This is a genomic window from Flaviramulus sp. BrNp1-15, from assembly GCF_022259695.1.
GTDB lineage: Bacteria > Bacteroidota > Bacteroidia > Flavobacteriales > Flavobacteriaceae > BrNp1-15.
This window is the reverse complement of sequence record NZ_CP092099.1, coordinates 2,865,844-2,892,215: the sequence shown is the minus strand read 5'-3', so window position 1 is coordinate 2,892,215 and position 26,372 is coordinate 2,865,844. Positions and strand designations below refer to the sequence as shown.

The following is a 26,372-nucleotide window of genomic DNA, read 5'->3' as shown; positions in this document are numbered from 1 at the left end:
AAGCACAAAATAGCAATTTTTTATATACAATGTTGTAGGTAGTTTTTTTATTTTTCCAATTCAAATGTTTTAAATGGAATATAATTCGGATTAAAGCCTTCCTTGTTTTTATCAGTCCAATAGAATTCCGCTATATAATGTGTGATTTCAAAGTAATTATCTGCAACCCAATCCATATTCCAATCCCTAAAATATCTTGCAACTGCTGTATATCGGTCAAAATATTGTTTTTCAAAAGATTCAATTTTCATATTCAGAACAAAACTCCGTTGAGCAATTTCAGACATAATTAGTACTTTCCACAAATATGCTTTCATATCAGTCGAATGCTCTTTTTCTAATTCCAATTTCAGTTTGATTTGAAATCGGTTATTTATTCCGATAATTCTTTCCGTATTGTTCATTTTAAATTACCTACAACGGTCTCGTATAAGAATAGTTGCGGGTTTGTATGCGAGGATTTTCCGAAGGAAAATCAGACGTTACAAACACACAACGACCTTTAATTAAGCACTAAACCGCAATTATTTTTATACGGTGTTGGCGGTAGTAATTATTTTCCAAGTATTTCATTGATATAAATTGAACGATATTTTTCAGGATATTCAACTTGTACTCCGTGTGTTCCGTTTTCAAATAAAAACCATTTTTTAGATGGCGCAATAAGTGAATCAAAATACGTTTTTGCTACTGACGTTTCGGTAAAATGGTCATTGTCTCCTTGTAAAATATAAACTGGCACTTTCAATTCAGGAATATCACGCATTAAATTCATATTGATTGCAGTAGGTTGTAAAATTTTAGCTGCAGGATAGTAGGATTCAGGACTATTTATCATATCAGTAAATTTTTCGCTAAACGTTAATCCATTATCTAAAAACATACTTTTAATAAAATTAAAATCGGTTTCTAATTTTATCGGTGCATACTTCATTACAATCTTTCGTTCTATTTCAAAGGCTTCAGTTACTGAATTTTTTGAATTTTTAACATAAGGTGGTCTTCCAATTTGTTTTAATTGATTGATTGAAATGGTATCATTGTTTTTTTGGGATTCTGACATTGCAAATTCATAAGATAATTCTTCTGAAAGTGATAGATTCGCCATAAGACCACTACCAATATAGGCGTGATATAATTCTGGCTGTTTTTGAACCATATAAGCTGCTACCGCTGTTCCCCACGATAAACCTTCAATGTAAATTTTGTCTTTTTTGAACGTCTTTTTTAAATAATTGGATAGTTCCAAACCATCATCAACTATATGTGATAAGGTAATGGATGAATCAGGTATGCTATCATTAAAAGCTAGCCCAGAGCCTCTTTGCTCCCAGTAACAAACCGTAAAAATATCTTCCAAATCAGTTCTTGTCAATTTGTAAATTACAGGTAAAATTGGTGCGCCTGGTCCTCCGTGAACTATTAGTAGTACGGGATTATTCTTGTCTTTTCCTCTTATGGTAATCCTTTGAGGTACTCCATTGATTGTCATATCCTCGTGCATAGCGATACTATTCGGAAGAACATTACCGTTTTCGTCTAAAAAAGGTTCTTCGTTTCCAGAACTATTGATTCGAATTATTAGTAATACAACTAAAATAAACGCAACAATTGCTCCCAGTAAAATCAAAAACCACTTTCCTATTTTCTTTAATATTTTCATATGTTATTAATTTGTTCTATGGTTTTTTCTTATTACCGCCAACGGTCTCGTATAACCGTCAGTTACGGGATTAAAGTTAATAATTTTCGGTTAAGAACTGACGTTAGCAATTCCGAGTGGATTCGGACGTAGTCGAATCCGCCGTAATTGCGGTTATACATTGTTACCTGCTGGCTTTTATTTTTTCAAATTCAGTTTCGGTTAGGATTTCCGCTAATTCTAATTCAATCAACTCGTGCTGAATAGGAATTTTCCTTTTATATTTTATCATTCCAATGTCTTTTACGTAAAACGAATCTTGATAAAATCTTTGCTCAACGTCGTGGTCAAGTGCAAAAATTATATATTCGTCTCTAAATTTCAATGCTTCATATTCCTTTCCATTTACAGTAATATTTTCAATTCCAGATTCCACTCTTTTCTTTTTAAAATCGAAGCGACCATATTTATTGACATATTTAACAGAATATGTATATTCTTTATCTCCATCCCATTTGTAAACGTCTTTATCAACTACCTTTGCTTTAATTTCTTTTCTTTCTCCTTTGTCATTCATTTCAAAGTCAGAGTAAGCAGTTAATTCAGCACCACTTTCTGTTATAATCTCGTCAAACGTATTGTAGACATTAAAGTCAGAATCGTAAGAAACTGTTTTTAATTCATTTGTTTTCGGATTTGATGTTACTTTCCAATACTCAATTTTCGTCGAGTCGTTTTTATCCACGTATTTATAAATTTTTGTTTCTGTTTGATTATAAAATGGATAATAGAAGTCTTTTAAATTTTCTTGGGACTTACAACTTAATGTTGCAAGTAATATCAAAATTAGGTTTATGTACTTTTTCATTCGTTTTGTTCAGCTTGCAGGTAACGGTCTCGGCTATGATTTCGTTGCGGAAAAATCCGCAGGATTCTTTCCGCCGTAGCCGAAAGATAGCAAATAAGCGTTGAATTCCGATAAGGAATTCAACCGCAATGAATTATAGCCATTGTTACACCACGTTTTTTATTCCGATTTTATATTTATCCGCTGTTTTTCTATCGAAAACAACAGTCAAATGGTCTTGCATTCCGATTATTCTTCCGTCCCTAATTTCGAGAGCGGAAATCCACAATTCTTTTCCATTTTCAAATTCAATTCGAACATCTTGCGGATAGTAATTTCTTTTGTCATCGTTAATCAAATTCCAATAAGACCAACAGCTTTCAATTTCGCTGATTTTTGCTCCGATTAATTCAGTCCATTTTTGGTTACTGTTCGCCTTATATTTTTTCGCTCCATTTTCGGTGCTAAATTCAGTCAATATATTTCCTTTCCGAAATTTCACATCGTATTGGGTGTATTCGTTACCCCACACAAAATAGAATTTCGATTTGTCAGAGGTAAGTAATTCAATTCCGTAATCCAACGAGTGATATTCAATTTCATTCCACGTTGGTTCTCCGTAATCTATTTCGTAGTAGTTTACGTCCACAATCGACTTTCCAATTAATTCTCTAATTGGTTTTTCGTATCTATTAACTTCTATTTCGATTGTGTTTTTCAAATGTGGTGTAACGGTTAGTATATGAAAAGTAGGCGATTTCGAAGCACTAAACTTTCGGTTAAGCACGAAGTTTGATACGAGCCACAAACCTTGAATTTACTACTATTTCGCCTATTTTTTATATACATTGTTGTGCATAGTTTTTTATTTCAAATGGTGTGAAGCGGGGGACTCGAACCCCCTTACCCTCTGTCCTAATAAAGTCGATTGTTCATCAGTTACTGATTTTCCAAAGCAAAGGCTCCATTCTTCACACGAGGGTTGCTTCACGAATAATCATTTTCAGTTTTTCCATAATTTCAGTTTTTATCAGTTCTACAAACACTATTACTAATGCGAAGAACAGAAACTTACTGAGGTCAAACAGATAACTGGTTACTACATCTACTTTGCTATATAGGCTCTTAAATATTTTTAGAAAGGCAAATCTTCCCAATCTGCCGATTCAGTTTCCTTTATTTTATTTTCCTGTTCTAAAGTTTTTTCAACCGATTCAATAAATTTTATTGAGTTCGTTACATTGTTAAAAATCAAGACGCTTTCAGAATAATTTAGAATTGGATTATCGTGTGCAAAGCTTTTGTTATTCCTAATGTCATTAAAAGCTTCAATGACGTGAATTGAATACTTTAAGATTCTCTCCGTCATTTTAGATTCGATTTTGTCTTGGGAAACTATAAACTTTACGTATTTCCCAAAAATCGCATTTAAAGATTCGTCCTTTTTTATTTCTATGTTGTGATTCTCACAAAGCTGTCTGATAAACTTCATAACATATGTATGTAGTCTATCTAATGCGGCTTCTGGTTCATTTTTATCAATACTCTCTCTTATCGACTTGGCAAGTAAGCTGAAATCTTTGTCGTCAGGGACTTCTCTAATTACATCTATTTCTTCAACAACTGTATCAGTTAATAGTCTTTGAGCAATTTTCTGACATTCATTAAAGAGGTTTTGTTCGGGCTGAGTAATCTCAACGTACGACATTACTTTTTTGTCTTTCCAATAATCAAGCATTTCAGAAATTAACTTACCGACTTTGTAGTTACTTTCTTTCTGCCAAATAGCTCTTATTCTATTTGCTTTTGAATCACCAAAGTCAGCATAGCTGTCAGAATAGAACTCAAGATTCAAAGTCTCAAATACGAAATCGCTTAAAGTTCTATTCGAGAAATCAAGTACATAGCCACCTCCCATTTCAAAGAACTTTTCCAATTTCAATTTTTCTCTTCTGTTTAGATCTGACATTCTGGTTTTTTTAAATTATGCACAACGTATGTATATAGTTACTAGTAACTATATATCTTCTATATGAGCACTAAGATAATAAATCTTTAATCGCCATAAAGTTATTTGTAGCGACATGAGTGTATATTTCTGTTGTTTTGGTAGAATTATGTCCAAGCAGTAGTTGAATGTACCTTATATCAACACCATTTTCTAAGAGATGTGTTGCAAAACTGTGTCTTAGCATATGAGGTCCAACCCTTTCATTTATACCCGCTTTTTCAGCGGAATTAACCACAATTTTAAAAACACTGCTAGCGCTGAATTTATTTCCTGGAATATTTCCTTCAAATAAATATGTTTTAGGATTGTAAACTTTAAAATAGTTTCTTAAATCGTCTAATACACTTTTGTTTAGAACCGTATAACGATCTTTGTTTCCTTTAGCTTGTTCTACCCTTATTACCATACGCTTACTATCAATATCCTTTATTTTTAAATTTAATAATTCGCTTCTTCTTAGTCCAGAAGAATAAAGCAAAGAAACAATGCAACGATGTTTTAGATTATTTGTATTTTCTATAATTGAAAATACTTCTTCTTTTGATAAAACTTTGGGTAACTTAAATTCCTTTCTAGGTCTTTCTATAGAATAAAAACGGTTGGGCATACCCAAAACCATTTCGTAATAAAATTTGATGGCATTTATGGCAAGATTTATATAGGAATTAGATCGTTTTTCCTGTATTAGTTTTTGAAGATATTTTCTTATATCATTTTCATCAAGGTTCAATAGTTCGATATCTTTATAATGATTAATAAACGCTTCAAAACTGTGTACATAACTTTTTATAGTACTGTTAGAATATTTTTTTAATTCTAGTTTTTGTAAGTATACTTCGGGACATTTTCTATAGTTAGGTATATCTGATCGTTCTCTAAACCATTTAACATCAGTAACTATATTTGTTTTTGTTATAGCCCTGTCATTAAAAAAATAATTACAGTTCACCCATGCAACACCTCTAAAAGTTTTAAATATTAAATTTAAATTCGATTTTGAGTTACTAATGTAAACCATATTGTATTGTTTACTCCATTTGGGTGATGGTAGTTGCCTTATTAAGCTTTCAATAATCTTATCAGAATTAAATTGAATACCAATACATTGCTCTTCCTTAATCAAAAGATGTTTTAGGGTGATATGTTTGTTAAGTTGCATTGTTTTTTTTCAATAATAACCAATAGTTTTTATATTGCTGTATGTTATTCGAATAAGATTCGTATAATATTCAGTTAATATTGAGCTTATGAAGTTTTACAATGAATGTTTGTATTGCAATAAAGAGTTGAAAGGTAGAATTGATAAGAAATTTTGCGATCCTCAATGTAAAAGTGCATACCAATACCAACAAGCAAAGGAGCAACCAGAGCGCTTTTATAATAAAGTAGATAACCAGCTTAAATTAAATAGAAGACTACTAAAAAATTTTAATAAAGCAGGAAAAGCAACAATAAGAGCAGAGCAACTGCTGACACAAGGTTTTAATCCTAATTTTTTTACTCATTATTGGAAAAACACCAAAGGAGATGTTTATTTATTTGTGTATGAATATGGATTTATGAAAAGAGCAGAACACAACATTGATAAGTACATTCTTATACAATGGCAGGATTATATGGTGAAATAGTTTTTAAATTTATTTAATTTTTAAAACTTAATACTAAAGTTTTAATTACAAAGCATTTTTAGTGACAAACCATCTCCAGCCAATAATAGCCATTTGTAGTTTACTGGCTTTGGCTAAATCTAATTGTTTTTTTGAGTAACTAGGTAAAATAGCTTTATTAAGCTTTGCTAAAAATTTAAAAACTTGCTTCTTCAATTTAAGTAGTTTAATAAAACAAAAATAGTAAAACTTATTCAAGACTAAGTTTTACTATTAGGTTATTCATAAAATAATTGAAATAATAAACAATATTATATCAATCACTAGTTTAGCAAGTGTAATCATATTTTTGGCTTTAAAAGGTTAGTAAAAGGGTTATTTATATCAATGTTTTTTGAAGATATATATTTGCCAATATTACCACCAAACACTTTTATTAAAATTAATGAATTTAAATACTAATTTGTAAGTTAAAAAATGATATTAATTTCAATATTGTATTGAGTGTCTTTAATAAAGTTTTAAATTATAACCATATGCTTTTATTAAGTTTTAAATTGAAACAATTGTAGTGGTGTTTTTGTTTGATTTTTTAATAACAAGGAGATTTTCATTTAGAATAAGACTTTTTTTAAGTATTTCATCTTTTTGAAAAGTAAAAAGAATAAAAAAAGACACTCCATATAAGAGTGTCTTTAATTCAAATAATTTACTTGTTATTTATAACAAGCTAATTTAATATTGAGAGTGACTAGAATTTAATCTTCGAGTTCGCCTGTGAAATCTTCACTTACATCACGTCCAGCAAGACCATCTGCAGCACCTTTATAAGCATGTTTACGGTTGTAATTTGCATCCCAAAGGTTAGGTGATTCATCTGGTAACCAAAACTCATGTTCTTCTTCATTATCAGAGATTCCCCATATAGTTATTCCATATTGCTGAGCAGAAGGAATATGTTCTTTATACATATCAATAACAAACTTGTACATATCGGCTTGTTCTACCAATTGTTCAGTTGTTGGTGCATTAGTTCCAAGTCTAACATCAAGTTCAGAAATTTTAATTAGTTTACCACTTGCTGCTAGCTTTTTAAACATTTCTACTATATTATCTCTATCACTATTTGCAGAAATATGCATTTGCGTACCAATGCCATCTACAGTAGCTCCTTGACTCTCAATATAGTTTACATATTCAATTAAACCATCACACTTAGCTAAACTTGATTCTAAATTGTAATCGTTAATAAAAAGTATATCTGTAGCATTTCCATATTGTCTAGCCAAATTGAAAGCTGTTACAGCATAGTCTTGACCAAGGTATTTAACCCAATAGAATTCATCATCGGCAAGCTCATCTACATTACCGTCTCGTAATGATCCACCTTCTCTCATAGGTTCATTAACTACATCCCAAGCATGAACATCTTCTTTATAGTGACCAACCATTTGAGAAATCCAATTTTCCATAGCTTCTCCAATAATTTCTGCTTTTTCTTCATCTGTTTTTTCAACTACAATAGGAGCAGAACCGCCACCGCCACCAGAACTATCAAGATCTGTAACAATAATGGTTTCTACATCAATTAAATAAGTTACTCCAGAAAGGTATCCTAGGTCGAAATTAAACATAAATGATGTAGCATCAGGTTGAAAATCTGCTGCGGCTAAAGTGATTTTTACTTGTTGCCATTCAGTTGTTGTTGTAAAAGCTTCAGTCCAATCAGAACCATCAGCATACCAATCCATCCAAGGATATTGATTAACTAAATTTGCGTCAAAAGAAATACGACCTTGTCCAGGTAGATCTGATTTGATGTAAAATGAAACTTCATAACTATGTCCGCTTACAATTGGTATAGCAGGAGTTCCAAGTTGTAATTCCCAAGGATTTGATGTTCCATCAGCAATCATTTGAATGGCTTGATCGGTACTTGATAAACCTTCACCTTCAACAACAGATATGGCTGTATTCCAGTTACCTGCCCAATTTGCTAGAGAACCATCTCTTAAATCTGATAAATTAAGTAAAGCCTCAGGTTCAGCATCTAAGTCTACAACAGAAATATTGTCTACATCTATTAAATAAGTTACACCAGATAAGTATCCTAAATCAAAATTAAACATAAATGATGTAGCACCTGGTTGGAAATCTGCAGCAGCTAAAGTGATTTTTACTTGTTGCCATTCAGAGGTTGTTGAAAAAGCTTCAGTCCAATCAGAACCATCAGCATACCAGTCCATCCAAGGGTATTGATTAACTAAATTTGCGTCAAAAGAAATACGACCTTGCCCAGGTATATCTGATTTGATGTAAAATGAAACTTCATAACTATGTCCATTTACAATTGGTATAGCTGGAGTTCCAAGTTGTAATTCCCAAGGATTTGATGTTCCATCAGCAATCATTTGAATAGCTTGTGTGTCTCCAGATAAACCCTGATCTTCAACAACAGATATGGCTGTATTCCAGTTACCTGCCCAACCATCTAACGATGTGTCTTTTAATGCAGATAAGTCTAGTGAATTTGAACCACTTGCTCCAGGAATTATAGTTGGAGCTAATAAACCATTTAAGTAGCTAGCATTATTGTTTTGATGCCATACTAAAGTATGACCAAAAACAGATAAACCTGCTTCTTTTGTTTTAGCTATAAAGGCATCAACATTTGTAAAGTTTAATTCACCATTAGAGTTTACCATTGGTCCATGTTTCATAGCATATCCAGCAGTAACATCGTCAAAATTTTCATTAGTTATACTACTATACGTTTCGTTATTTAGGTATAAATCTACACCTACACCAGCACCAAGAATAAAATCTGTATATGAGTTAAGAGCATCATATCTTTCAATTTTTTCTGCTAGTTCTAAAGGTAATTCTGCAGTTGTGATTTGACTATCTTCAGCTCTATCTTGCCACTCCATGATTTGATCATCACATGATGATAATATCAAAGCTGAAAGGGTAACTATTATGGGTATTATTTTTTTATATTTCATTTTTCTATTTTTTTAGGATGATATAATTTATTCTGGGAAGTCACTAAATGTAGGTGTTTCCAAGGATACAATTCTCCAATTATCAGTATATACATTTACCGAAGTTGGTGATGAAGCAAATTCTGTTTCACTGTCACTATCATTTCCAGTAATATTAGCTAGAGTAAAATCGGAGTTTTCAAAGAAGAACCCGAAATTTTTAAAATTAGCTGCTTCTCTGTAAGCTAAAACATCCTCAAAAGTATAATCAGCATCTGAGAATGCATAAAACATGTTTAGTGGAACTGTTACAGTTGTCCAACCAGTTGTTTGAAATGCTTCAACTTCTCCATTAACAATCCATGGGACATAGTTATAACTAGCTCGACTCCATTCACCACCATTAAAACTATTATCTAAACAGATTTTTAAGAACCCAGAACCTTCCCAAGCTTCAGGAACGTAAACATCAAATTGAAATGCAACCTCTTCTAAAGGCGTTGATGCAGGAATATAGGGAGTTAATTGACCTCTCCAGTTATCCACATCGTTACCAGCAGTCCAAACTTCTGAGTTTCTATTAGAAACGGCAGGAAATGAAGCAATACGCGCAGGACGATGTGCCACATAAGTACCTTGAGAAATATTTCCTGAACCTATTGAAGCAGATTCTAGATCTTCATCATTAATCATGCTTCCTGTTTCACTCCAACTCCAAAAACCTTGTGACCCACTACCTTCAAAATCTAGAATAACCCCTTTTTTGAAATTAAAGTACGCTGGTGAGTAGGCTCCTCCATTTGCAGATTCAATAAATAATGATCCTCCATCTTCTGAAACACCATCAGGAACAGTTACAGTGAAAAACTCACCATCTTCTTCATCATAAGTGATATCTGTTGTTACTTCAACATCTCCAGGGAAAATAACTTTTATTATCTCTAATAAACCGCTACCATAAACAGTAATTTGTTCGCCAGGGTTTGGTAACGTATTAGAAATACTTCTTATACTAGGGGCTGCTGCTCGTATTTCAAATGAAAACGTGGTTTCAAAGTTGTTATTTACCATACGAATGGTGTTTCTAACACTTTCTTCAGCATCAATAGTTGGTGTATCTCCTGAAACACGGATAACCATTGAATTATCTGAAACGTAAACCGTGTTGAAAAAAGTATCAAAACCATTAATATATACTTTTTTAAGACCTGTAAAACCTGATCCTTGAATACGTAATAATTGCCCTAAACGTGCAAATGAAATCTGTCTGTCTTGTACTGTTGAATTTACATCTTGTAAATACACATTTTCAATTATTATTTCACTACCAGATGCATCATCGTCCTCGCAAGAAACATATAACATTGCAGTTATTATAATTGCAAAGAATCTCAAGTATGTCAAATAATTTTTAGTTAATACATATTTTTTCATATCAATCAATTATTAAATTTTTAATATTTGGGTTAATCAAATAAATCTGTTATTCTATCTTCAGTAAATTCATATGGCACTGGATCTTCACCCAATAATGGATTTTGTACTACTTCAGACTCTGGATAAGGTAAAAGAAAAACACCTTCGTCTATTGTGCCAATTGCTTGAGTTTGATTATCTCGAGTGTCATCTATTGAAACTTCATTCGTTTCTGCGTCATAAGTAAAAGGAATAACAAGCTCTCTTTCTTGAGCAATTATGTAGTTAATTGTTTCTTGTTGTTTGTAATAAGATCTTCTTACTAAGTCATACCAGAATTGACCTTCCATACACAGTTCAATTCTTCTTTCTAAGAAAAGATCATCAAAAGATAAACTTGTTAAATCTTCTAAACCTGCTCTCGCTCTAAGTGTATTAACATACATTAATGCATTTGCATCAGATGTACTTGCATCATTACCTAATGTTGCTTCTGCATAGTTTAAGTACACTTCACCTAGTCTAAGCATGTATGTATTTAATGCCGAATTCATTCTTGAAATATTAGCATTATCTTTTGTAGAACCTACAACTCCTTTTTTTACAGTAAGATAAGTGTTTTCGTGGTCAACTTCGTATCCACCATTTTCTTTACTAATTTCTGGATAAAAATCTCCGTCTGCCATCCAAGTTGCATGACGTCTTAGATCGTTTGCTTCATAGATTTGTAGAACATCATATGTAGCTCTGGTAAAAAATCCCCAAGCGGCATCATCTCCAGTAATTTCAGAATTTAGTGCAAAAAAGGCTTGATGTGGATTTGTAACACCATAATCTCCATTTGGAACCCATTGAAGCGCAAACATAGACTCTGAGTTATTGTTGTTTTCTATTTTGTACAAGTCTGCATAGTCATCCATTAACATATATGGCCCTTCCTCGATAACTTTAGCAGCTGCACTTTTAGCTAAATCAAGGTATTCTTGATTTCGTGTGCTACTATTAGGATTATCACTCAAACCAGCATAAGATAAATATAAACGTGAAAGCATGCCAAAAGCACTGTATTTTGTAACTCTACCTGACTGTTTTTCTTGCTCTGGTAAATATTTAGCAGCAAATTCTAAATCACGCATTGCAAACTCATAAACATCTTGTCTTGGATTTTTACTAACTATAGGGTTTGCTACTAAAGCATTTGGATCTGTTGAGATTATAGCATCACCCCAAAGTGAAGCCAAATACCAATAGGCAGTACCTCGCATAAATCGTGCTTCTGCTACATATTGTCTCTTAATGTCTTCATCAACAGGACTTTCTTCAATTCCTAAAATAGCTCTATTAGATTGTTGAATTACTACATATAATGATCCCCATGCTTCAACAAGAGGTCCTGTTAGACCAGTTTCTGTAAAGTCAGAAAACGGGAAAATGTAATCTGAGAATGGTGCATATAAGTTATTTGAGCGACCATCTCCTAAACCAAAATAAAATTTATCATTAAAAGAAAACCAAACTCTATTGTAAAGCGGTCCGGTTGCTGCTAAAAAATCGTCTTCAGATTGAAAGAAGTTTTCTTTCGCAATTTGATCTGAAGGTGCTATATCTAAATTATCACTACAACTAAAAAAGCCTATGATTAGTGATACAAAAAGAAAATGTTTTATATATTTTTTTGTTTTCATAAGGTGATTTTTTTTAAAATTTGGCATTAATACCTATAGTGTAAATTTGTGGAGAAGGATATCTCGCATTATCTATTCCAGAAAGCAATGCATTTTGGTTTATTGAACCAACTTCTGGGTCATAACCAGAGTATTTAGTAAAAGTAAATACGTTTTGCATATTGCTGTAAACCTTGAGATTATCTAAACCAAGTTTTGATACAAAAGATTGAGGAAGATTATAACCAAATGATATGTTTTGTATTCTTAAATAAGAACCATCCTCAACAAATCTATCACTATATCTAAAGTTAGATGTTGAAGCTGCTGATGATGCAGCTATTCTAGGCATGTAAGGATCTCCACCAACAATTTGAACATTCCTGTAATCGTTTGGTCCATTTGGATCAATTAACGCTAATTCAGCATAACCTAAAGCAGATGACAATAAGTTTGTATTACCTCTTGGGTTTTCTAAGAAGCGTCTTTGGTAATTAACTACTTCATTTCCGTAGGAACCAGTAAGAAAGATATTTAAATCAAAACCTTGATATGAAAACGTGTTACCTATACCAAAAGTGAAGTCTGGTGATGGGTTACCAATATAAGTTCTGTCTTGCTCATTAATTACGCCATCCTTATTAATATCTTCAAAAATATAATCACCTATCCACATGGCATTTTCTCCTATACTATTCACATCTGCTGGCAATGGTGTTGGTACAATATCTCCAGCTTCATTTCTATAATAGAAATCGGTAGCATCTTCAAAACGACCAATAACTTTGTACCCGTAAAATTGACCAATAGGCTGTCCTACAGCTGTTCTAGTTACAATGGTTGTCTCTGAACCTACTTGTAATGTTTCATCTAGAATACCAGTTTCAGAATTTAGGGATAAAACTTTATTTCTGTTTAAAGAGAATACTAAACTAGAATTCCAAGTAAAATCTTCATTGCTAGCATTTACAGTATTTAATGATATTTCTAAACCTTTATTTTCTAACGAACCAATATTTACAACAGGCGGTGCTGTAGATCCAATACCTGTGCTTCCTGCGTAAGCAGGTAATGGTAATTGCAATAATAGGTCTTCAGTTTTTTTATAATAAACATCAGCAGTTAGTTGTATGCGGTTTTTGAATAAACCTAAGTCTAAACCTACATTACTTGAATAAGTGGTTTCCCATTGTAAATCTGGATTAGCTGTATTTGATGGTAATAAGCCTGTCCCTTGGTTTGTTGCAGATGCTCCATAAAGAGAAGTAAATGCATAGTTTGGTGCAGACTGATTTCCAACTGTACCCCATCCTAAACGTAATTTTAAGTCGTTAATGGTTGCATTATCTTGTAAAAAGTTCTCATTAGATATTCTCCAAGCTAAAGCTACAGAAGGAAACCAGCCCCATCTATTTTCTTTAGCGAATCTAGACGAACCATCATAACGTAATGTACCTGTTAATAAATATTTATCATCAAAAGAATAAAATGCTCTGGCAAAATACGAACTTAATGCATTTGCATTTCTAAAATTACCATTTCTTGCAGTTGTAGCATCTCCTAAATTTAAATCTGTAGCATTATTTGTAAGAAATCCAGATCTATACCCAAATAAATCTTCATAACTACCTTCTTGATATTCTTGCCCTAACATGGTGTTTACACTATGCTTACCAAAAACTTTGTTATAAGTTAATAAGTTAGTTATACTGTAAAATTTACTATTAGCTTTAGTTCTTGTAGATTCTCTTAAGTCTCTTTCAATAGCTCCAAATTTATACGAAGGATCAAACGTATAACTATTAGAGAATCCATAATCAAAAGCGTAAGTCGTTTTGAATTTTAGTCCTTCAAAAAAGGTTAATTCGGCATATGTATTACCAATTATACGAGAGTTTTCACCTCGATTATCTCTTATACTTGCTAAACCTATTGGGTTGTTTTGTACAAACTCATCATTATCTGGTCCATCAAAATTACCTTCTGCATTTCTAACCGCAACATTTGGTGTTTGTCTTAATGCAATAGAAATTAAAGAGCCTTCAGAAACAGTTCGTATTTGTTTAGAATTATTAAAAGCAAGATTAACACCAACTTTTAAATAATCTTTAATTTGAGAATCTAAAACACCTCTTAAACTTAATCTTTCAAAAGAAGAACCAAAAGCAATACCTTCTTGATCTAAGTACCCAAGACCCATATTATATGTGCTTTTTTCATTTCCTCCCGAAAAGGATAGATTATAATTTTGTATTAATGCTTTATTGAATAACTCATCTTGCCAATCGGTACCTTGACCTAGTAAATCTGGTCTTATAAAATTTGGATCTCTTTGAACAATACCCAAATCTGATCGGGTGTTTTTATGGATGGCATATTCTTGAAGATTAAGTAAACTTAATTTTTTTGGTATTTCTTGCCAACCAACGTAAGAATCTAAGTTTACAGTAGCTTCGCCTTTCTTACCACGTTTAGTTGTTATAATTATTACACCATTTGCTGCTCTGGAACCATAAATTGCTGTGGCAGATGCATCTTTTAATATATCTATAGACTCTATATCATTAGGGTTTATAGCTCCTAATGGATTTGTTGTTGATGAACCAGTTTGATTATCAACTATAACCCCATCAATTACAAAAATAGGTTCGTTTGATCCTGTTAAAGAGCTTATACCTCTAATACGAATTGATGAGCTAGATCCTGGTGCGCCACTATTTTGTTGAATTTGCACACCCGCTGCACGACCTTGTAATACCTGATCGACAGAGGTAGGAATTGATTGTTCAATTGATTTAGCTGATACCGAAGTAACAGATCCAGTTAAATCTGTTCTTTTTAAAGAACCATAACCTATAACAACAACTTCTTCCAAAGAAGCTACATCTTCAATAAGCGTAATATTAATTGTTGATTGTCCATTTACTGAGATTTCTTTTGTGGTATAACCTAAAAAAGAAACAACTAAAACAGCATCTTGACTAGATACATCAATTGTATAATTACCGTCAAAATCTGTTTGTGTTCCGTTAGTAGTTCCTTTTTCAAGTATACTGGTACCAGGTAATGGGACACCGTATGTGTCCGAAATATTTCCTTTTACAGTCCAATCTTGTATTCTGTTTTCAGAATTTAAACCTATTTCTTTAGGTTTTTCTTTTGGTTTTAAAGTGTCTTTCTTTTTTGTTAAAAACACTTGTTTATCAATGACGTTGTAAGTTGTTTGTGTATCATTAAAAACTTTTTCTAAAACAGAACCAATAAGTTCTTTGTTGGTTTTAATGGTTATTACACGCTGAAGATTTACGTCTTTAATTTTGTAAACAAAACGAAAATCTGTTTTGTTCTCAATTTCGTCTATCAACTGTTCGACAGTTACATTATCTAAATTCAAAGAAACTTTTGTTCGTTGTGAATAAGAATTATTTGCATGTAAAGTAAACAGGGTTACGAATAAAAATAATATACTAAGCTTCATCTTTAAATCAAATCTTAAAAATTGTTGATGATGGCTTCTTTTTTTTATAAGAAGTTTTTTCATACTTTAGAAAAGTTAATTGTGGTTAATTCTGTTTAGTTTAATTTAATCACACCTTAATTGAATCGGAAAATGTGCCAGCATTTTTCGATTCTTCTTTTTTACTTGGATTAAAACTTTAATCTGAAGAAAATTAGTTGATGTGTATTTAGTTTTTGTGGTATAACTTTATGTCATATAGTTTATGGTTTTTATTTAGTTTAGTTAATTATTATGTTGTTTTCGTTTATGGTATATTCTATATTGTAAGTAATTTCAAAATACTCAAGTATTTTTTCAATAGGTGCTTCCCTAAAACTGGCGTTAAATTCTTCTTGACTTAAGCTTAAATTTTTGTTTATTATGGTGACATTATAATGTCTTTCCATTTTTTTTAGAATATTTTCAAAAGTTATATTTCTAAAAAACAATTCTCCATCTACCCAAGATGTATAGATGTTAGTTAATACACGCTTAGTATCTATATTAGCTTCATCTTTATTAAAACTACCTTTAAAACCAGGTTTTAAAACTATGTCGTTATCTAGGTTATTATTTTTTTCAAGGTGAAGATTTACAGACCCTTCTACTAGTACAACATCGGTTACAGTGTCTTCAGGGTAACTAGAAACATTAAATTGGGTTCCAAGTACTTGAACATTTAATTCGTCAGAATTTACAATAAAAGGGTGCTTTGTGTCTTTGGCAACATTAAAGAAGGCTTCTCCTTTTAAGAATACTTTTCTTTCTTTCCCTTCAATAAATTTTACAGGATATTTTAAAGATGTTCCTGCGTTTAAATGAACTATGGTACCATCAGAGAGTTTTATTTTAAAGCGTTTACCATAAGGGATGTTAAGCGTGTTGTAAACTAAGGTTTCTTTTTCAACTTCATTGTTATAAACTAATTCGGTGCCGTCTTGAGATCCAACAATATTTCCTTGAGCATCTAAAACTTTAGAAGAACCATTTTCATTAATAACTTCAATATTTCCATTTTCGAGTTGTAATGTAACGTTCTCACTTTTTATAGTATGACTAGGTGTATTGAAAAAGTATTTATTTTGATAAAGATATCCTAATGATAAGAAGATTATAGCTATTGCCACATATTTACCAAAACTTTTAACTTTTCGTAATTTGTATACTTTCTTTTCTTTATTGATTAATTCGATTAATTGTTTTTTCGAATTTACAGAATCAAATTTTTTCATATTAAAATCAATGGCATAATTGATTTTTACATAGTTGATAAATTCTTTTTCGTTAGAAGATTGTTCTAACCATACGCCTAATTCATCAAGTTCTGTAAAAGATGCTTGCTTAGTAAGGTACTTTACGATGAGGTTTTTTTCTTTTGTTGAAATCATAGCTATATTTACTACAACGTTGTAATTTTAGACAACCCTAACTTTTTAGTTATATTTTTTATATTTTCGCAATAATTGATAGTAATTTTTATCACTTTAAGAATGGCAGAAACTTTTATTAATGATATTGCTTTTATAAAAGCTTTAAAAAAAGGCGAGTCTAACGCCTACACTTTTTTAGTAGATAATTATCATCATAAGCTTTGTGTTTATGCTTATGGTTTAACTAATAATCACGATTTATCCGAAGATATAGTTCAGAATGTTTTTATAAAAATATGGAAGCATCGTTTAAAACTTAAAGATGATTTTTCTATTAAAGGTTATTTGTATAGGTCTGTTTACAATGAATTTATAGACCAATATCGTAAGCAGAAATCTGTTGTATCATTAGAAAAAAAGTATATTGATGCATTGAGTTATATTGTAGAAGATGAAAAGGACAACTCATTAATAAAGCTTATAGCAATTGTAAAACAAGAGATAGAGAAATTGCCACCAAAATGTAAACAAACCTTTTTATTAAGTAAAAAAGAAGGACTTACTAATATGGAGATTGCAGAATATTTAAACATCTCTGTAAAATCTGTTGAAGCTCATATAACCAAAGCTTTTTCTATATTAAGAAAAACTATGGGCAATAAGGTAAACGGAATTTTATTTTTATTGTTCGATCAACAATTTCTACTGGAAAAAACTAAATAAATAAGATTATTTTAATTTTAAAAAGAAAACCTCAAACTAAACAGTTTGAGGTTTTTGTTTTACAATAGATAAGGTAAATTAGTTTTTCTTTTTTGTGGTAATTTCAATAACACCATTTTCTCCTTTTTTACCATATTTTTCTATAGCAGCATCACCTTTTAAAACTTTCATAGTTTTAATGTCGTTTTCATTTAAATCTGAAAAAACATCTTTTTTCACCTCTTTTCCATCAATAATATATAATGGGTCTTTACCATCATTACTAATGATATTAACTTTATTTTTTTTAGTTGTAACCATTACAACGCCATCCTTTCCTTTATCTCCGTACTTTTTTATGGCCACTTCGCCTTTTAATACTTCTACTTTTTCAATGTTCTCTTTATCTAATAGTTCTACCTCATTTTTTTCAACCACTTTACCATTAATAATGTGAATAGGGTCATTATCACCTTTTTTTAAGATTCTAATTTTGGCTTTATTTTTCCCAGGATTTTTTTCTATTGATTCTATAATTTCTACATCAGTATCAATGTCAACATCACTTTCAACAATTACTTCGATATTTTTATCATTATCATCATCAGAAATTACATAAACTTTATTTCCATGTCCAGTTGAATGTATTTTATGATTTTTATCTTTAGATATAAAATGTAATGTATTTCCATCTTCATGAATATAATGCCCATTACCAATTGAAATACTGTCATCTTCCTTGTTAAAAGAAATTTTGATAGGTTTTATAGTGTCATCAGCACTTATATTATAATTAGCATTAGAGTTTTTGGAGTTTGCATTAATTTTAATAGCGGTTATTTCTCCTTCGTTATTGCGTTTAACGCCTTTAAACTTTATAGTAACACCATGTTCTTTTAGTTTAGCAGCGATTTCATCAAGGTTTTTATCACTACTTTTTTTGGTAACCATAACCTCAACTAAATCATTAATAGCTACCTTATATATAGTATTTTGTTTTTTAGTTTGAGTAGGAACTTCACTCACAGCTTTTTTCTTAACTGGTTCAGCAATTGCAGTGTTTAATGTTTCAGTAGAGTTATCATTTTCTGTTATAGGTTTTGTGTCTAATAATTCTATTACAGGAATTTCTTTTTCAACATATATTTTTTCGGTATTAAAGCTCATTAAAAAAATAGCTAATAAAGGTAAAACAAGAGCGAACTTAATTTGATTGATTTTTTTAGATTTTGATTTGTGTAACATAACGATTCGTTTTTTGATTAATGAATTATAAAAATTATTACTTAATGCCAATTGATGAGTTGGCAAACTCGTTTTAAGTAATGTATATTGATACGTTTTTTTGCAAGCAGAATAATTTACAGCATCATAATCTGCCAGAAACTCTAAATTTTGTTTTAAGTCTTTATTGTAAAGCCATACAAAAGGATTGAACCATAGTAAAACACAGGCAATTTGAGTTAAAATAATATCTATTGAGTGGTATTGCTGTACATGTATTTTTTCATGTGCAATAATTTGTTCAAGTTCAGTTTTATTAAATTGATTGGGATTATAAACTATCCAATTAAAAAATGAAAACGGAGAAACATCAGCATTAGTTTCAACGTAAGTGTACTGTCCTTTTTTATATTTTTTATATTTAAAAATTAAAGTAGCTAACGACGAAATTTGTATTAAAAACCGAATAGAGAAAAAGATAATACCAAGTAAATAGACTGCCGGAAAATAATCCAAAACATTAAAAGTGTTTTTAGTGTTTTGAATAGCAACTTCATTAAAGTTTAAATGAGATAAGTCAATAGGAGTGTATTCAATATATTCATGTATTACATAAAAAGGTATTAAAAAAGCAGTTATTAAACCAGCTAATAAAAACCATCTATTTTTTTTAAAAAAGGTATCACGTTGCAAAAACATTTTATAGCTTAAATAAAAAATGGCAACAACCGCACTAACTTTCAATAAATATTCCATCTTATTTTTCTTTTTCTATTAAAGCAATAATTTCTTTAAGTTCCTCAACACTTATTTTTTCTTCCTTGGCAAAAAACGACACCATATTTTTGTACGAATTATTAAAGTAATTATTAATAGCCACGTTCATAAATTTTTTTCTATAATCCTCTTTACTAACAATAGGGTAGTATTGGTGAGTTTTTCCATAGGCATTATAGGCCACATAACCTTTTTCTTCCAAGTTTCTTATAATGGTAGAAAGTGTGTTGTAATGTGGTTTGTCTTCCTTAATTTCTGCCAGTACATCTTTTACAAAAGCCTTTTCTAGCTTCCATAAAATATGCATAATTTCTTCTTCTTTATTTGTTAGTTTTTCCATGATTTAATAATAATTTTTAGGGCGTTACCCTTATGGGGTCGGGCTTTATTCGTTGACATTATTCTCAAATTTTTGAACTCATGAATATAAATGCAAGGAGCTCCAACAAACCCTTAATCCCTAACGCAAAACAAACTTATAACTATTTTTATAGTTATACAACTAAAACAATAGTTATTTAACTAAATTTTAAGTTTTAAGACTAAAGTATCAAGTAAAACTCTGGTTCATAAAAACTTTTAACTTTTAACTTTTAACATTTAACTTTAATTTATCTTCGCAAAAAATTTTTATTTATGAGTTTACTTTGGGTTATACTTGGTTTTATACTGTTGGTTGTAGGCGGGGAGTTTTTAGTTAGGTCTTCAGTAGCATTATCATTTAAATTCAATATATCTAAAATGGTAATTGGTATGACGGTGGTTTCCTTTGCAACCTCAGCGCCAGAGTTATTGGTAAGTCTTCAGGCAGCATTATCAGGTTCTCCAGCTATTGCTATAAACAATGTTGTAGGCTCAAATATTGCAAATATTGGTTTGGTTTTAGGAGTAACTGCTATGGTTGGTGCCATTGCTGTAGATAAATCTTTTTATAAGCTAAATTGGCCGGTAATGATGGTGTTTTCAATGGCACTTTACTTTTTTCTAAAAAATGACAATGCTTTAACAGCAATAGAAGGCGGTGTATTATTTATTGGGCTTATTGTTTTTTTATTCATACTAATTAGAAACGCAAAAAAGGATGTAGTTATAGAAGATGTAGATGATTCTTTAGCTGTAGTCTCTAATTTTAAAATTGTATTGTGGTTGCTTATAGGCGCTGCCGCTTTATATTTTGGTAGTGAATGGTTGGTAGATGGATCTAAAGAAATAGCACGAGCAATAGGTGTAAGCGAAGCGGTAATTGGGGTGTCTTTAATAGCTATTGGTACAAGTGTTCCAGAATTGGCAGCATCGGTTATTGCAGCAGCTAAACAAGAAAAAGCAATTTCGCTAGGTAATTTAATTGGCTCGAATATATTTAATATTGGTTCGGTTTTAGGGTTAACTTCTATTATTAAACCTATACCGGTTACAGAACCTCAAATACTTTCAAACGATATTTTTTGGATGCTAGGTTTCGCAGCAGTTTTAATCCCTATGATATTTTTGCCTAAACGTATGCAAATTAGTAGAATTAAGGGTTTTGTTTTAGTTATAGCTTACGGAGCCTTTATGTTTTTAATTTTTACCAGAGGTAAGTTTTAAGATTTAATAATACATTAAATAAAAAAGCACTTACAAAATGTAAGTGCTTTTTTTATGAACAAAAACTTGATGCTGTTATTATTAAACCTTAGCAGATTTAACAGTTTTAATAATACGTCCAGCAATTTTGTATGGGTCTCCGTTAGCAGCTGGTCTTCTATCTTCTAACCATCCTTTCCAACCTCTTTCTACAGTAGCAATAGGGATACGTATTGATGCTCCTCTATCTGAAATACCATAAGAGAAATCGTTAATAGAAGCAGTTTCGTGTAAACCAGTTAAACGTTGGTCGTTAAACTCACCGTAAACAGCAATATGCTCTTTTACAACTGGTCTAAATGCTTCACATATTTTTTCGTAAGTTTCTTTGTTTCCTGCAGTTCTTAATGTAGTATTAGAGAAGTTTGCATGCATACCAGAACCATTCCAATCCATATCTTTTCCTAATGGTTTTGGATGGTAATCAATATAGTATCCGTATTTTTCTGTTAAACGGTCTAATAAGTATCTTGCAATCCAAATCTCGTCTCCAGCTTTTTTGGCACCTTTAGCGAATAATTGAAATTCCCATTGTCCACAAGCAACTTCTTGGTTAATACCTTCAAAGTTTAATCCTGCATCAATACATAAGTTTGCATGTTCTTCAACTAAACCTCTACCATGTGTGTTTTTTCCACCTACAGAGCAGTAGTACATACCTTGTGGAGCAGGATAACCACCAATAGGGAAACCTAAAGGTAATTGTGTATGAGTATCCATAATAAAATATTCTTGCTCAAAACCAAACCAGAAATCATTATCATCATCATCAATAGTAGCTCTACCGTTAGATTCGTGAGGAGTCCCATCAGGATTTAATACCTCAGTCATTACTAAGTATCCATTAATTCTGTCTGGATCAGGATAGATAGCTACTGGTTTTAAAATACAATCTGAAGATCCACCTTCTGCTTGTCTTGTTGAAGACCCATCAAAAGACCAGTTTTCTAATTCTTCTAATGTACCTTTAAAATTTTCATGTTCTTCTACTTTGGTTTTACTCCTCATATTCTGAGTTGGCTTGTAGCCATCTAACCAAATGTATTCTAATTTAATTTTTGCCATAGTTGATATTTTATAAATGAAATATTGATAATCACACAAATATAAATTATTATATATATACTTAAAATTTATAGGGGGTATTTTAATAAATAGACAAGTTATTTTTATTTATACCCTATTTTTTTAGGGATTATTTTAAAAAAAGAGTATTAATTTATATAAAAACTGAAAAAATGTTAATAATAAAACTTTGTGTTTTTTGTGTTTTATTCATTTTCAAGTTTATTTTTGCGGTATAACTTATTATAAGAAAAATGTCTACACTTAGATTTCATGCTTTAAAAGAGTCACTCGCATATAAAACTGTTACTGTTGAAGAAAAGGAACGTCGTTCAGATTTATTTGGTAGAAATGTTTTTAACGAAAACACCATGCGCCAATACTTAACAAAAGATGCTTTTGTAGGTGTTATGAATGCGATTCAATTTGGTAAAAAAATAGATAGAAGTATTGCAGACCAAGTAGCATCTTCTATGAAAGATTGGGCATTAGCTAAAAATGTAACACATTATACGCATTGGTTTCAACCATTAACTGGCGCAACTGCAGAAAAGCATGATGCTTTTTTTGAGACTATTAGTGGAGGTATGGCTATCGAAAAGTTTGGAGGTAGTCAATTAGTACAACAAGAACCAGATGCATCCAGTTTCCCTAGTGGAGGAATTAGAAATACTTTTGAAGCTCGCGGATATACCGCTTGGGATCCTACATCCCCAGCATTTATATATGGTACAACATTATGTATTCCAACTATTTTTGTTGCTTATACGGGAGAAGCCTTAGATTATAAAACGCCTTTATTGAGAGCCTTAAATGCTGTTGATAATGCGGCAACAGCAGTTTGTAAATATTTTGATAAAAATGTAAAAAAAGTAACTTCCTCACTGGGTTGGGAACAGGAGTATTTTTTAATAGATAAAATGCTGGCTGCTAGTCGTCCAGATATTACTTTAACAGGTCGTACATTATTAGGGCACTCTTCGGCTAAAGGACAGCAATTAGATGATCATTATTTTGGATCTATACCTAATAGAGCATTAAATTTTATGCGTGAACTTGAAAACGAATGTATGCTTTTAGGTATTCCTGTAAAAACTAGGCATAATGAAGTAGCTCCAAATCAGTTTGAGCTTGCACCTATTTTTGAAGAAGCCAATTTAGCAGTAGACCACAATTCGTTGTTAATGGATATTATGGGGCGTGTAGCGTCTCGCCATAATTTTAAAGTACTATTACACGAAAAACCTTTTGCAGGAATAAATGGATCTGGTAAACATAACAATTGGTCGCTTTCTACAGATTCTGGAATTAATTTACTGGCTCCAGGTAAAACACCAATGAGTAACCTGCAATTTCTAACATTTTTTATAAATACTATAAAAGCGGTTCATGAACATGAAGCACTTTTAAGAGCTGCTATAGCTTCAGCTAGTAACGATCATAGATTGGGAGCAAACGAAGCGCCACCAGCAATTATTTCTGTATTTATAGGCGAGCAATTAACAAAGGTTCTAGAAGAACTTGAAGGCGTTACAAAAGGAAAACTATCTCCAGAAGAAAAAACTGAATTAAAGCTTAACGTGGTTGGAAAAATACCTGATGTTTTATTAGATAATACCGATAGAAACAGAACTTCACCATTTGCTTTTACAGGTAATAAATTTGAATTTAGAGCTGTTGGATCTATGGCAAATTGCGGAAATCCTATGACGGTTTTAAATACTATCGTTGCTAAACAATTACAAGATTTTAAAATTGAAGTAGATAAATTAATTGATAAAAAAGATTTAAAAAAAGACGAAGCTATTTTCAATGTTTTAAGAGAGTATATTAAGTCTTGTAGAAATATTTTATTTGAAGGAAATGGCTATGGGAAGGAATGGGAAGCTGAAGCTAAAAAACGCGGTTTAAGTAATAATAAAACAACGCCAGAAGCTTTAAAAGCCAGAATTTCTAAAGAAAGCATCGCCTTATTTGAAGAAATGAGTGTGATGAGTAAAATTGAAACCGAAGCACGATATGAAATTGAGATTGAAGCTTACATTATGCACATACAAATTGAAAGTAGAGTGCTTGGGGATATTGCTCGTAATCATATTGTACCAACTGCTGTGAAGTATCAAAATATTTTAATTGAAAACGTAAAAGGTTTAAAAGAAATATTCGATAAAAAATTCACTACGGTTTCTAAAGAACAAATTAGTTTAATTGAAGAAATATCTAGTCATATTGAAGCTATAAATGCCAAAGTAACACATATGATTGATGAGCGTAGAAAAGCAAACGCAATAGACGATATTGAAAAGAAAGCACATTTTTACTGTAACAATGTAAAGGCTCTATTTGAAGATATTAGATACCATTGCGATAAACTTGAGCTTTTAGTTGATGACGAGATTTGGCCATTAACTAAGTACAGAGAATTGTTATTTACAAGATAGTGTTTAAAACTTATAAAATCCCGCTCTAAAAAAGCGGGATTTTTACTTTCAAAAAATTAAATTAAAAATAACTCATCAATGCTAAGCATTGAGGTTTCCTTTGAGGGTGTCATTCCCGTAAATACGGGAATCTAAAGAAAGGGAATATTGGTTTATAGTCTGTAGTAAATATAAAATTTAAAAAGGGAGTTGGAAGCTTTACTATGGAGGCGGTTAATTTTAAAATATTCCTTTACTTTGCATCACAATACAACAATATGAGTCAAGAAGTTTCAAAACGATATGCACAACGTGGTGTATCGGCATCAAAAGAAGATGTCCACAATGCTATAAAAAATATAGATAAAGGATTATTTCCTAAAGCTTTCTGTAAAATAGTACCAGATTATTTAACAAATGATGAGGATTACTGCTTAATTATGCATGCAGATGGAGCAGGTACAAAGAGTTCTTTAGCTTATATGTATTGGAAAGAAACTGGAGATGTTTCAGTGTGGAAAGGTATAGCACAAGATGCCTTAATAATGAATATTGACGATTTACTTTGTGTTGGAGCAACTGATAACATTATGCTATCTTCAACTATAGGGAGAAATAAAAATTTAATTCCGGGAGAAGTTATTTCAGCAATTATAAATGGTACTGAAGAATTGATTTCAGAATTAAAAAACTTTGGAGTAACAATTCATTCAACAGGAGGAGAAACTGCCGATGTTGGCGATTTAGTTCGAACAATTATTGTAGATTCTACGGTAACCGCTAGAATGAAACGTAGTAATGTTATTGATAATGCTAACATTAAAGCTGGAGATGTTATTGTAGGTTTAGAAAGTTTTGGTCAAGCAACTTACGAGAAAGCTTATAATGGCGGGATGGGTAGTAATGGATTAACTTCTGCTCGTCATGATGTATTTAGTAAATATTTAGCTGAAAAATACCCTGAAAGTTTTGATGCTTCGGTGCCAGAAGATTTAGTATACTCTGGTAACGTGAAATTAACCGATAGTGTTAAAGATTCTCCTATTGATGCTGGAAAATTAGTGTTGTCTCCAACGCGTACTTATGCACCTATTATAAAAGCTATCTTATCAGAATATAATAGTGAAACTATTCATGGTATGGTGCATTGCTCTGGAGGCGCTCAAACAAAAATTCTTCATTTTGTTGATGAATTTCATATTGTAAAAGATAATATGTTTCCTATTCCTCCACTATTCAAACTAATACAAGAGCAAAGTAAAACAGATTGGAAAGAAATGTATCAAGTGTTTAACTGTGGGCATAGAATGGAGTTATATGTATCTGCAGAAATCGCAGACCATATTATTGAAATTTCTAAATCTTTTAATGTTGATGCTCAAACAATTGGTCGTGTTGAAGCTTCAAAAAATAAAAAGCTTACAATAAAATCAGAGTTTGGTGAGTTTACATATTAATTTTTCATCATTTTTGTTAATTTGGAATAATTTTTGATAAGAAATGTAATTTGTAAAATTA

General features: G+C 31.3%; 20 protein-coding genes. 5 read left to right on the top strand and 15 right to left on the bottom strand.

What is annotated here, in order from left to right; all coding sequences use genetic code 11:
- Positions 1-47: 47 nt before the first annotated feature.
- The 6 genes from MBM09_RS12805 to xerA form a co-directional block, all read right to left on the bottom strand.
- Entirely contained in the window at positions 48-317 is a 270-nt protein-coding gene (locus MBM09_RS12805) for a hypothetical protein (protein WP_238674116.1), read from the bottom strand.
- 236 nt (positions 318-553) lie between these two features.
- Positions 554-1,663 carry an alpha/beta fold hydrolase gene (locus tag MBM09_RS12800; protein ID WP_238674115.1) on the bottom strand — a complete coding sequence of 370 codons (1,110 nt, stop codon included), beginning with the start codon at positions 1,661-1,663 and terminating at the stop codon, positions 554-556.
- 163 nt (positions 1,664-1,826) lie between these two features.
- Positions 1,827-2,510: a hypothetical protein gene (locus MBM09_RS12795; RefSeq protein WP_238674114.1), complete on the bottom strand. Its 684-nt coding sequence runs from the start codon at positions 2,508-2,510 to the stop codon at positions 1,827-1,829.
- A 145-nt stretch (positions 2,511-2,655) separates the two neighbouring features.
- Positions 2,656-3,210 (bottom strand): hypothetical protein, encoded by a 555-nt coding sequence (locus tag MBM09_RS12790; protein WP_238674113.1) that lies wholly within the window; start codon positions 3,208-3,210, stop codon positions 2,656-2,658.
- A 414-nt stretch (positions 3,211-3,624) separates the two neighbouring features.
- Complete coding sequence (locus MBM09_RS12785; RefSeq protein ID WP_238674112.1) at positions 3,625-4,458, bottom strand: abortive infection family protein; 834 nt, start codon at positions 4,456-4,458, stop codon at positions 3,625-3,627.
- A 70-nt stretch (positions 4,459-4,528) separates the two neighbouring features.
- Complete coding sequence (xerA, locus tag MBM09_RS12780; protein ID WP_238674111.1) at positions 4,529-5,659, bottom strand: site-specific tyrosine recombinase/integron integrase; 1,131 nt, start codon at positions 5,657-5,659, stop codon at positions 4,529-4,531.
- Positions 5,660-5,747: 88 nt separating this feature from the next.
- On the opposite strand from xerA, the gene MBM09_RS12775 reads away from it, so the two are divergent.
- Positions 5,748-6,128 (top strand): hypothetical protein, encoded by a 381-nt coding sequence (locus MBM09_RS12775; protein WP_238674110.1) that lies wholly within the window; start codon positions 5,748-5,750, stop codon positions 6,126-6,128.
- 45 nt (positions 6,129-6,173) lie between these two features.
- Here MBM09_RS12775 and MBM09_RS12770 read toward each other — a convergent pair whose 3' ends face one another.
- From MBM09_RS12770 to MBM09_RS12745, 6 genes are all read right to left on the bottom strand, one after another.
- Positions 6,174-6,323, bottom strand: coding sequence for an SsrA-binding protein (locus MBM09_RS12770; protein ID WP_238674109.1), 150 nt, complete (start codon positions 6,321-6,323; stop codon positions 6,174-6,176).
- Positions 6,324-6,865: 542 nt separating this feature from the next.
- A complete protein-coding gene (locus MBM09_RS12765; RefSeq protein ID WP_238674108.1) occupies positions 6,866-9,112 on the bottom strand; it encodes an endo-1,4-beta-xylanase in 2,247 nt (748 codons plus the stop codon).
- Positions 9,113-9,139: 27 nt separating this feature from the next.
- Positions 9,140-10,486, bottom strand: a complete 1,347-nt coding sequence (locus MBM09_RS12760) for a glycan-binding surface protein (RefSeq protein ID WP_238674107.1) — start codon at positions 10,484-10,486, stop codon at positions 9,140-9,142.
- 71 nt (positions 10,487-10,557) lie between these two features.
- A complete protein-coding gene (locus MBM09_RS12755) occupies positions 10,558-12,192 on the bottom strand; it encodes a RagB/SusD family nutrient uptake outer membrane protein (protein ID WP_238674106.1) in 1,635 nt (544 codons plus the stop codon).
- Between the two features lie 13 nt (positions 12,193-12,205).
- Positions 12,206-15,712 carry a TonB-dependent receptor gene (locus MBM09_RS12750; RefSeq protein WP_238674105.1) on the bottom strand — a complete coding sequence of 1,169 codons (3,507 nt, stop codon included), beginning with the start codon at positions 15,710-15,712 and terminating at the stop codon, positions 12,206-12,208.
- Between the two features lie 197 nt (positions 15,713-15,909).
- On the bottom strand, positions 15,910-17,058 hold the full coding sequence (locus MBM09_RS12745; protein WP_238674104.1) for a FecR family protein: 1,149 nt from the start codon (positions 17,056-17,058) through the stop codon (positions 15,910-15,912).
- 102 nt (positions 17,059-17,160) lie between these two features.
- Between MBM09_RS12745 and MBM09_RS12740 the strand changes: the two genes are divergently transcribed.
- Positions 17,161-17,763, top strand: a complete 603-nt coding sequence (locus MBM09_RS12740; protein WP_238674103.1) for an RNA polymerase sigma factor — start codon at positions 17,161-17,163, stop codon at positions 17,761-17,763.
- 78 nt (positions 17,764-17,841) lie between these two features.
- Here the strand turns inward: MBM09_RS12740 and MBM09_RS12735 are convergent, their stop codons facing one another.
- Together MBM09_RS12735 and MBM09_RS12730 are read right to left on the bottom strand one after the other, a co-directional pair.
- Positions 17,842-19,722 (bottom strand): M56 family metallopeptidase, encoded by a 1,881-nt coding sequence (locus tag MBM09_RS12735; protein WP_238674102.1) that lies wholly within the window; start codon positions 19,720-19,722, stop codon positions 17,842-17,844.
- A 1-nt stretch (position 19,723) separates the two neighbouring features.
- Entirely contained in the window at positions 19,724-20,083 is a 360-nt protein-coding gene (locus tag MBM09_RS12730; RefSeq protein WP_238674101.1) for a BlaI/MecI/CopY family transcriptional regulator, read from the bottom strand.
- A 296-nt stretch (positions 20,084-20,379) separates the two neighbouring features.
- Between MBM09_RS12730 and MBM09_RS12725 the strand changes: the two genes are divergently transcribed.
- On the top strand, positions 20,380-21,330 hold the full coding sequence (locus MBM09_RS12725) for a calcium/sodium antiporter (protein ID WP_238674100.1): 951 nt from the start codon (positions 20,380-20,382) through the stop codon (positions 21,328-21,330).
- Between the two features lie 81 nt (positions 21,331-21,411).
- On the opposite strand, the gene MBM09_RS12720 is transcribed toward MBM09_RS12725, so the two are convergent.
- Positions 21,412-22,434 (bottom strand): glutamine synthetase beta-grasp domain-containing protein, encoded by a 1,023-nt coding sequence (locus MBM09_RS12720; RefSeq protein WP_238674099.1) that lies wholly within the window; start codon positions 22,432-22,434, stop codon positions 21,412-21,414.
- Between the two features lie 254 nt (positions 22,435-22,688).
- Here MBM09_RS12720 and MBM09_RS12715 point away from each other — a divergent pair, with 254 nt between their 5' ends.
- On the top strand, positions 22,689-24,875 hold the full coding sequence (locus tag MBM09_RS12715) for a glutamine synthetase III (RefSeq protein WP_238674098.1): 2,187 nt from the start codon (positions 22,689-22,691) through the stop codon (positions 24,873-24,875).
- A gap of 257 nt (positions 24,876-25,132) precedes the next feature.
- Complete coding sequence (locus MBM09_RS12710; RefSeq protein WP_238674097.1) at positions 25,133-26,311, top strand: AIR synthase related protein; 1,179 nt, start codon at positions 25,133-25,135, stop codon at positions 26,309-26,311.
- The last annotated feature ends 61 nt before the right edge of the window (positions 26,312-26,372 follow it).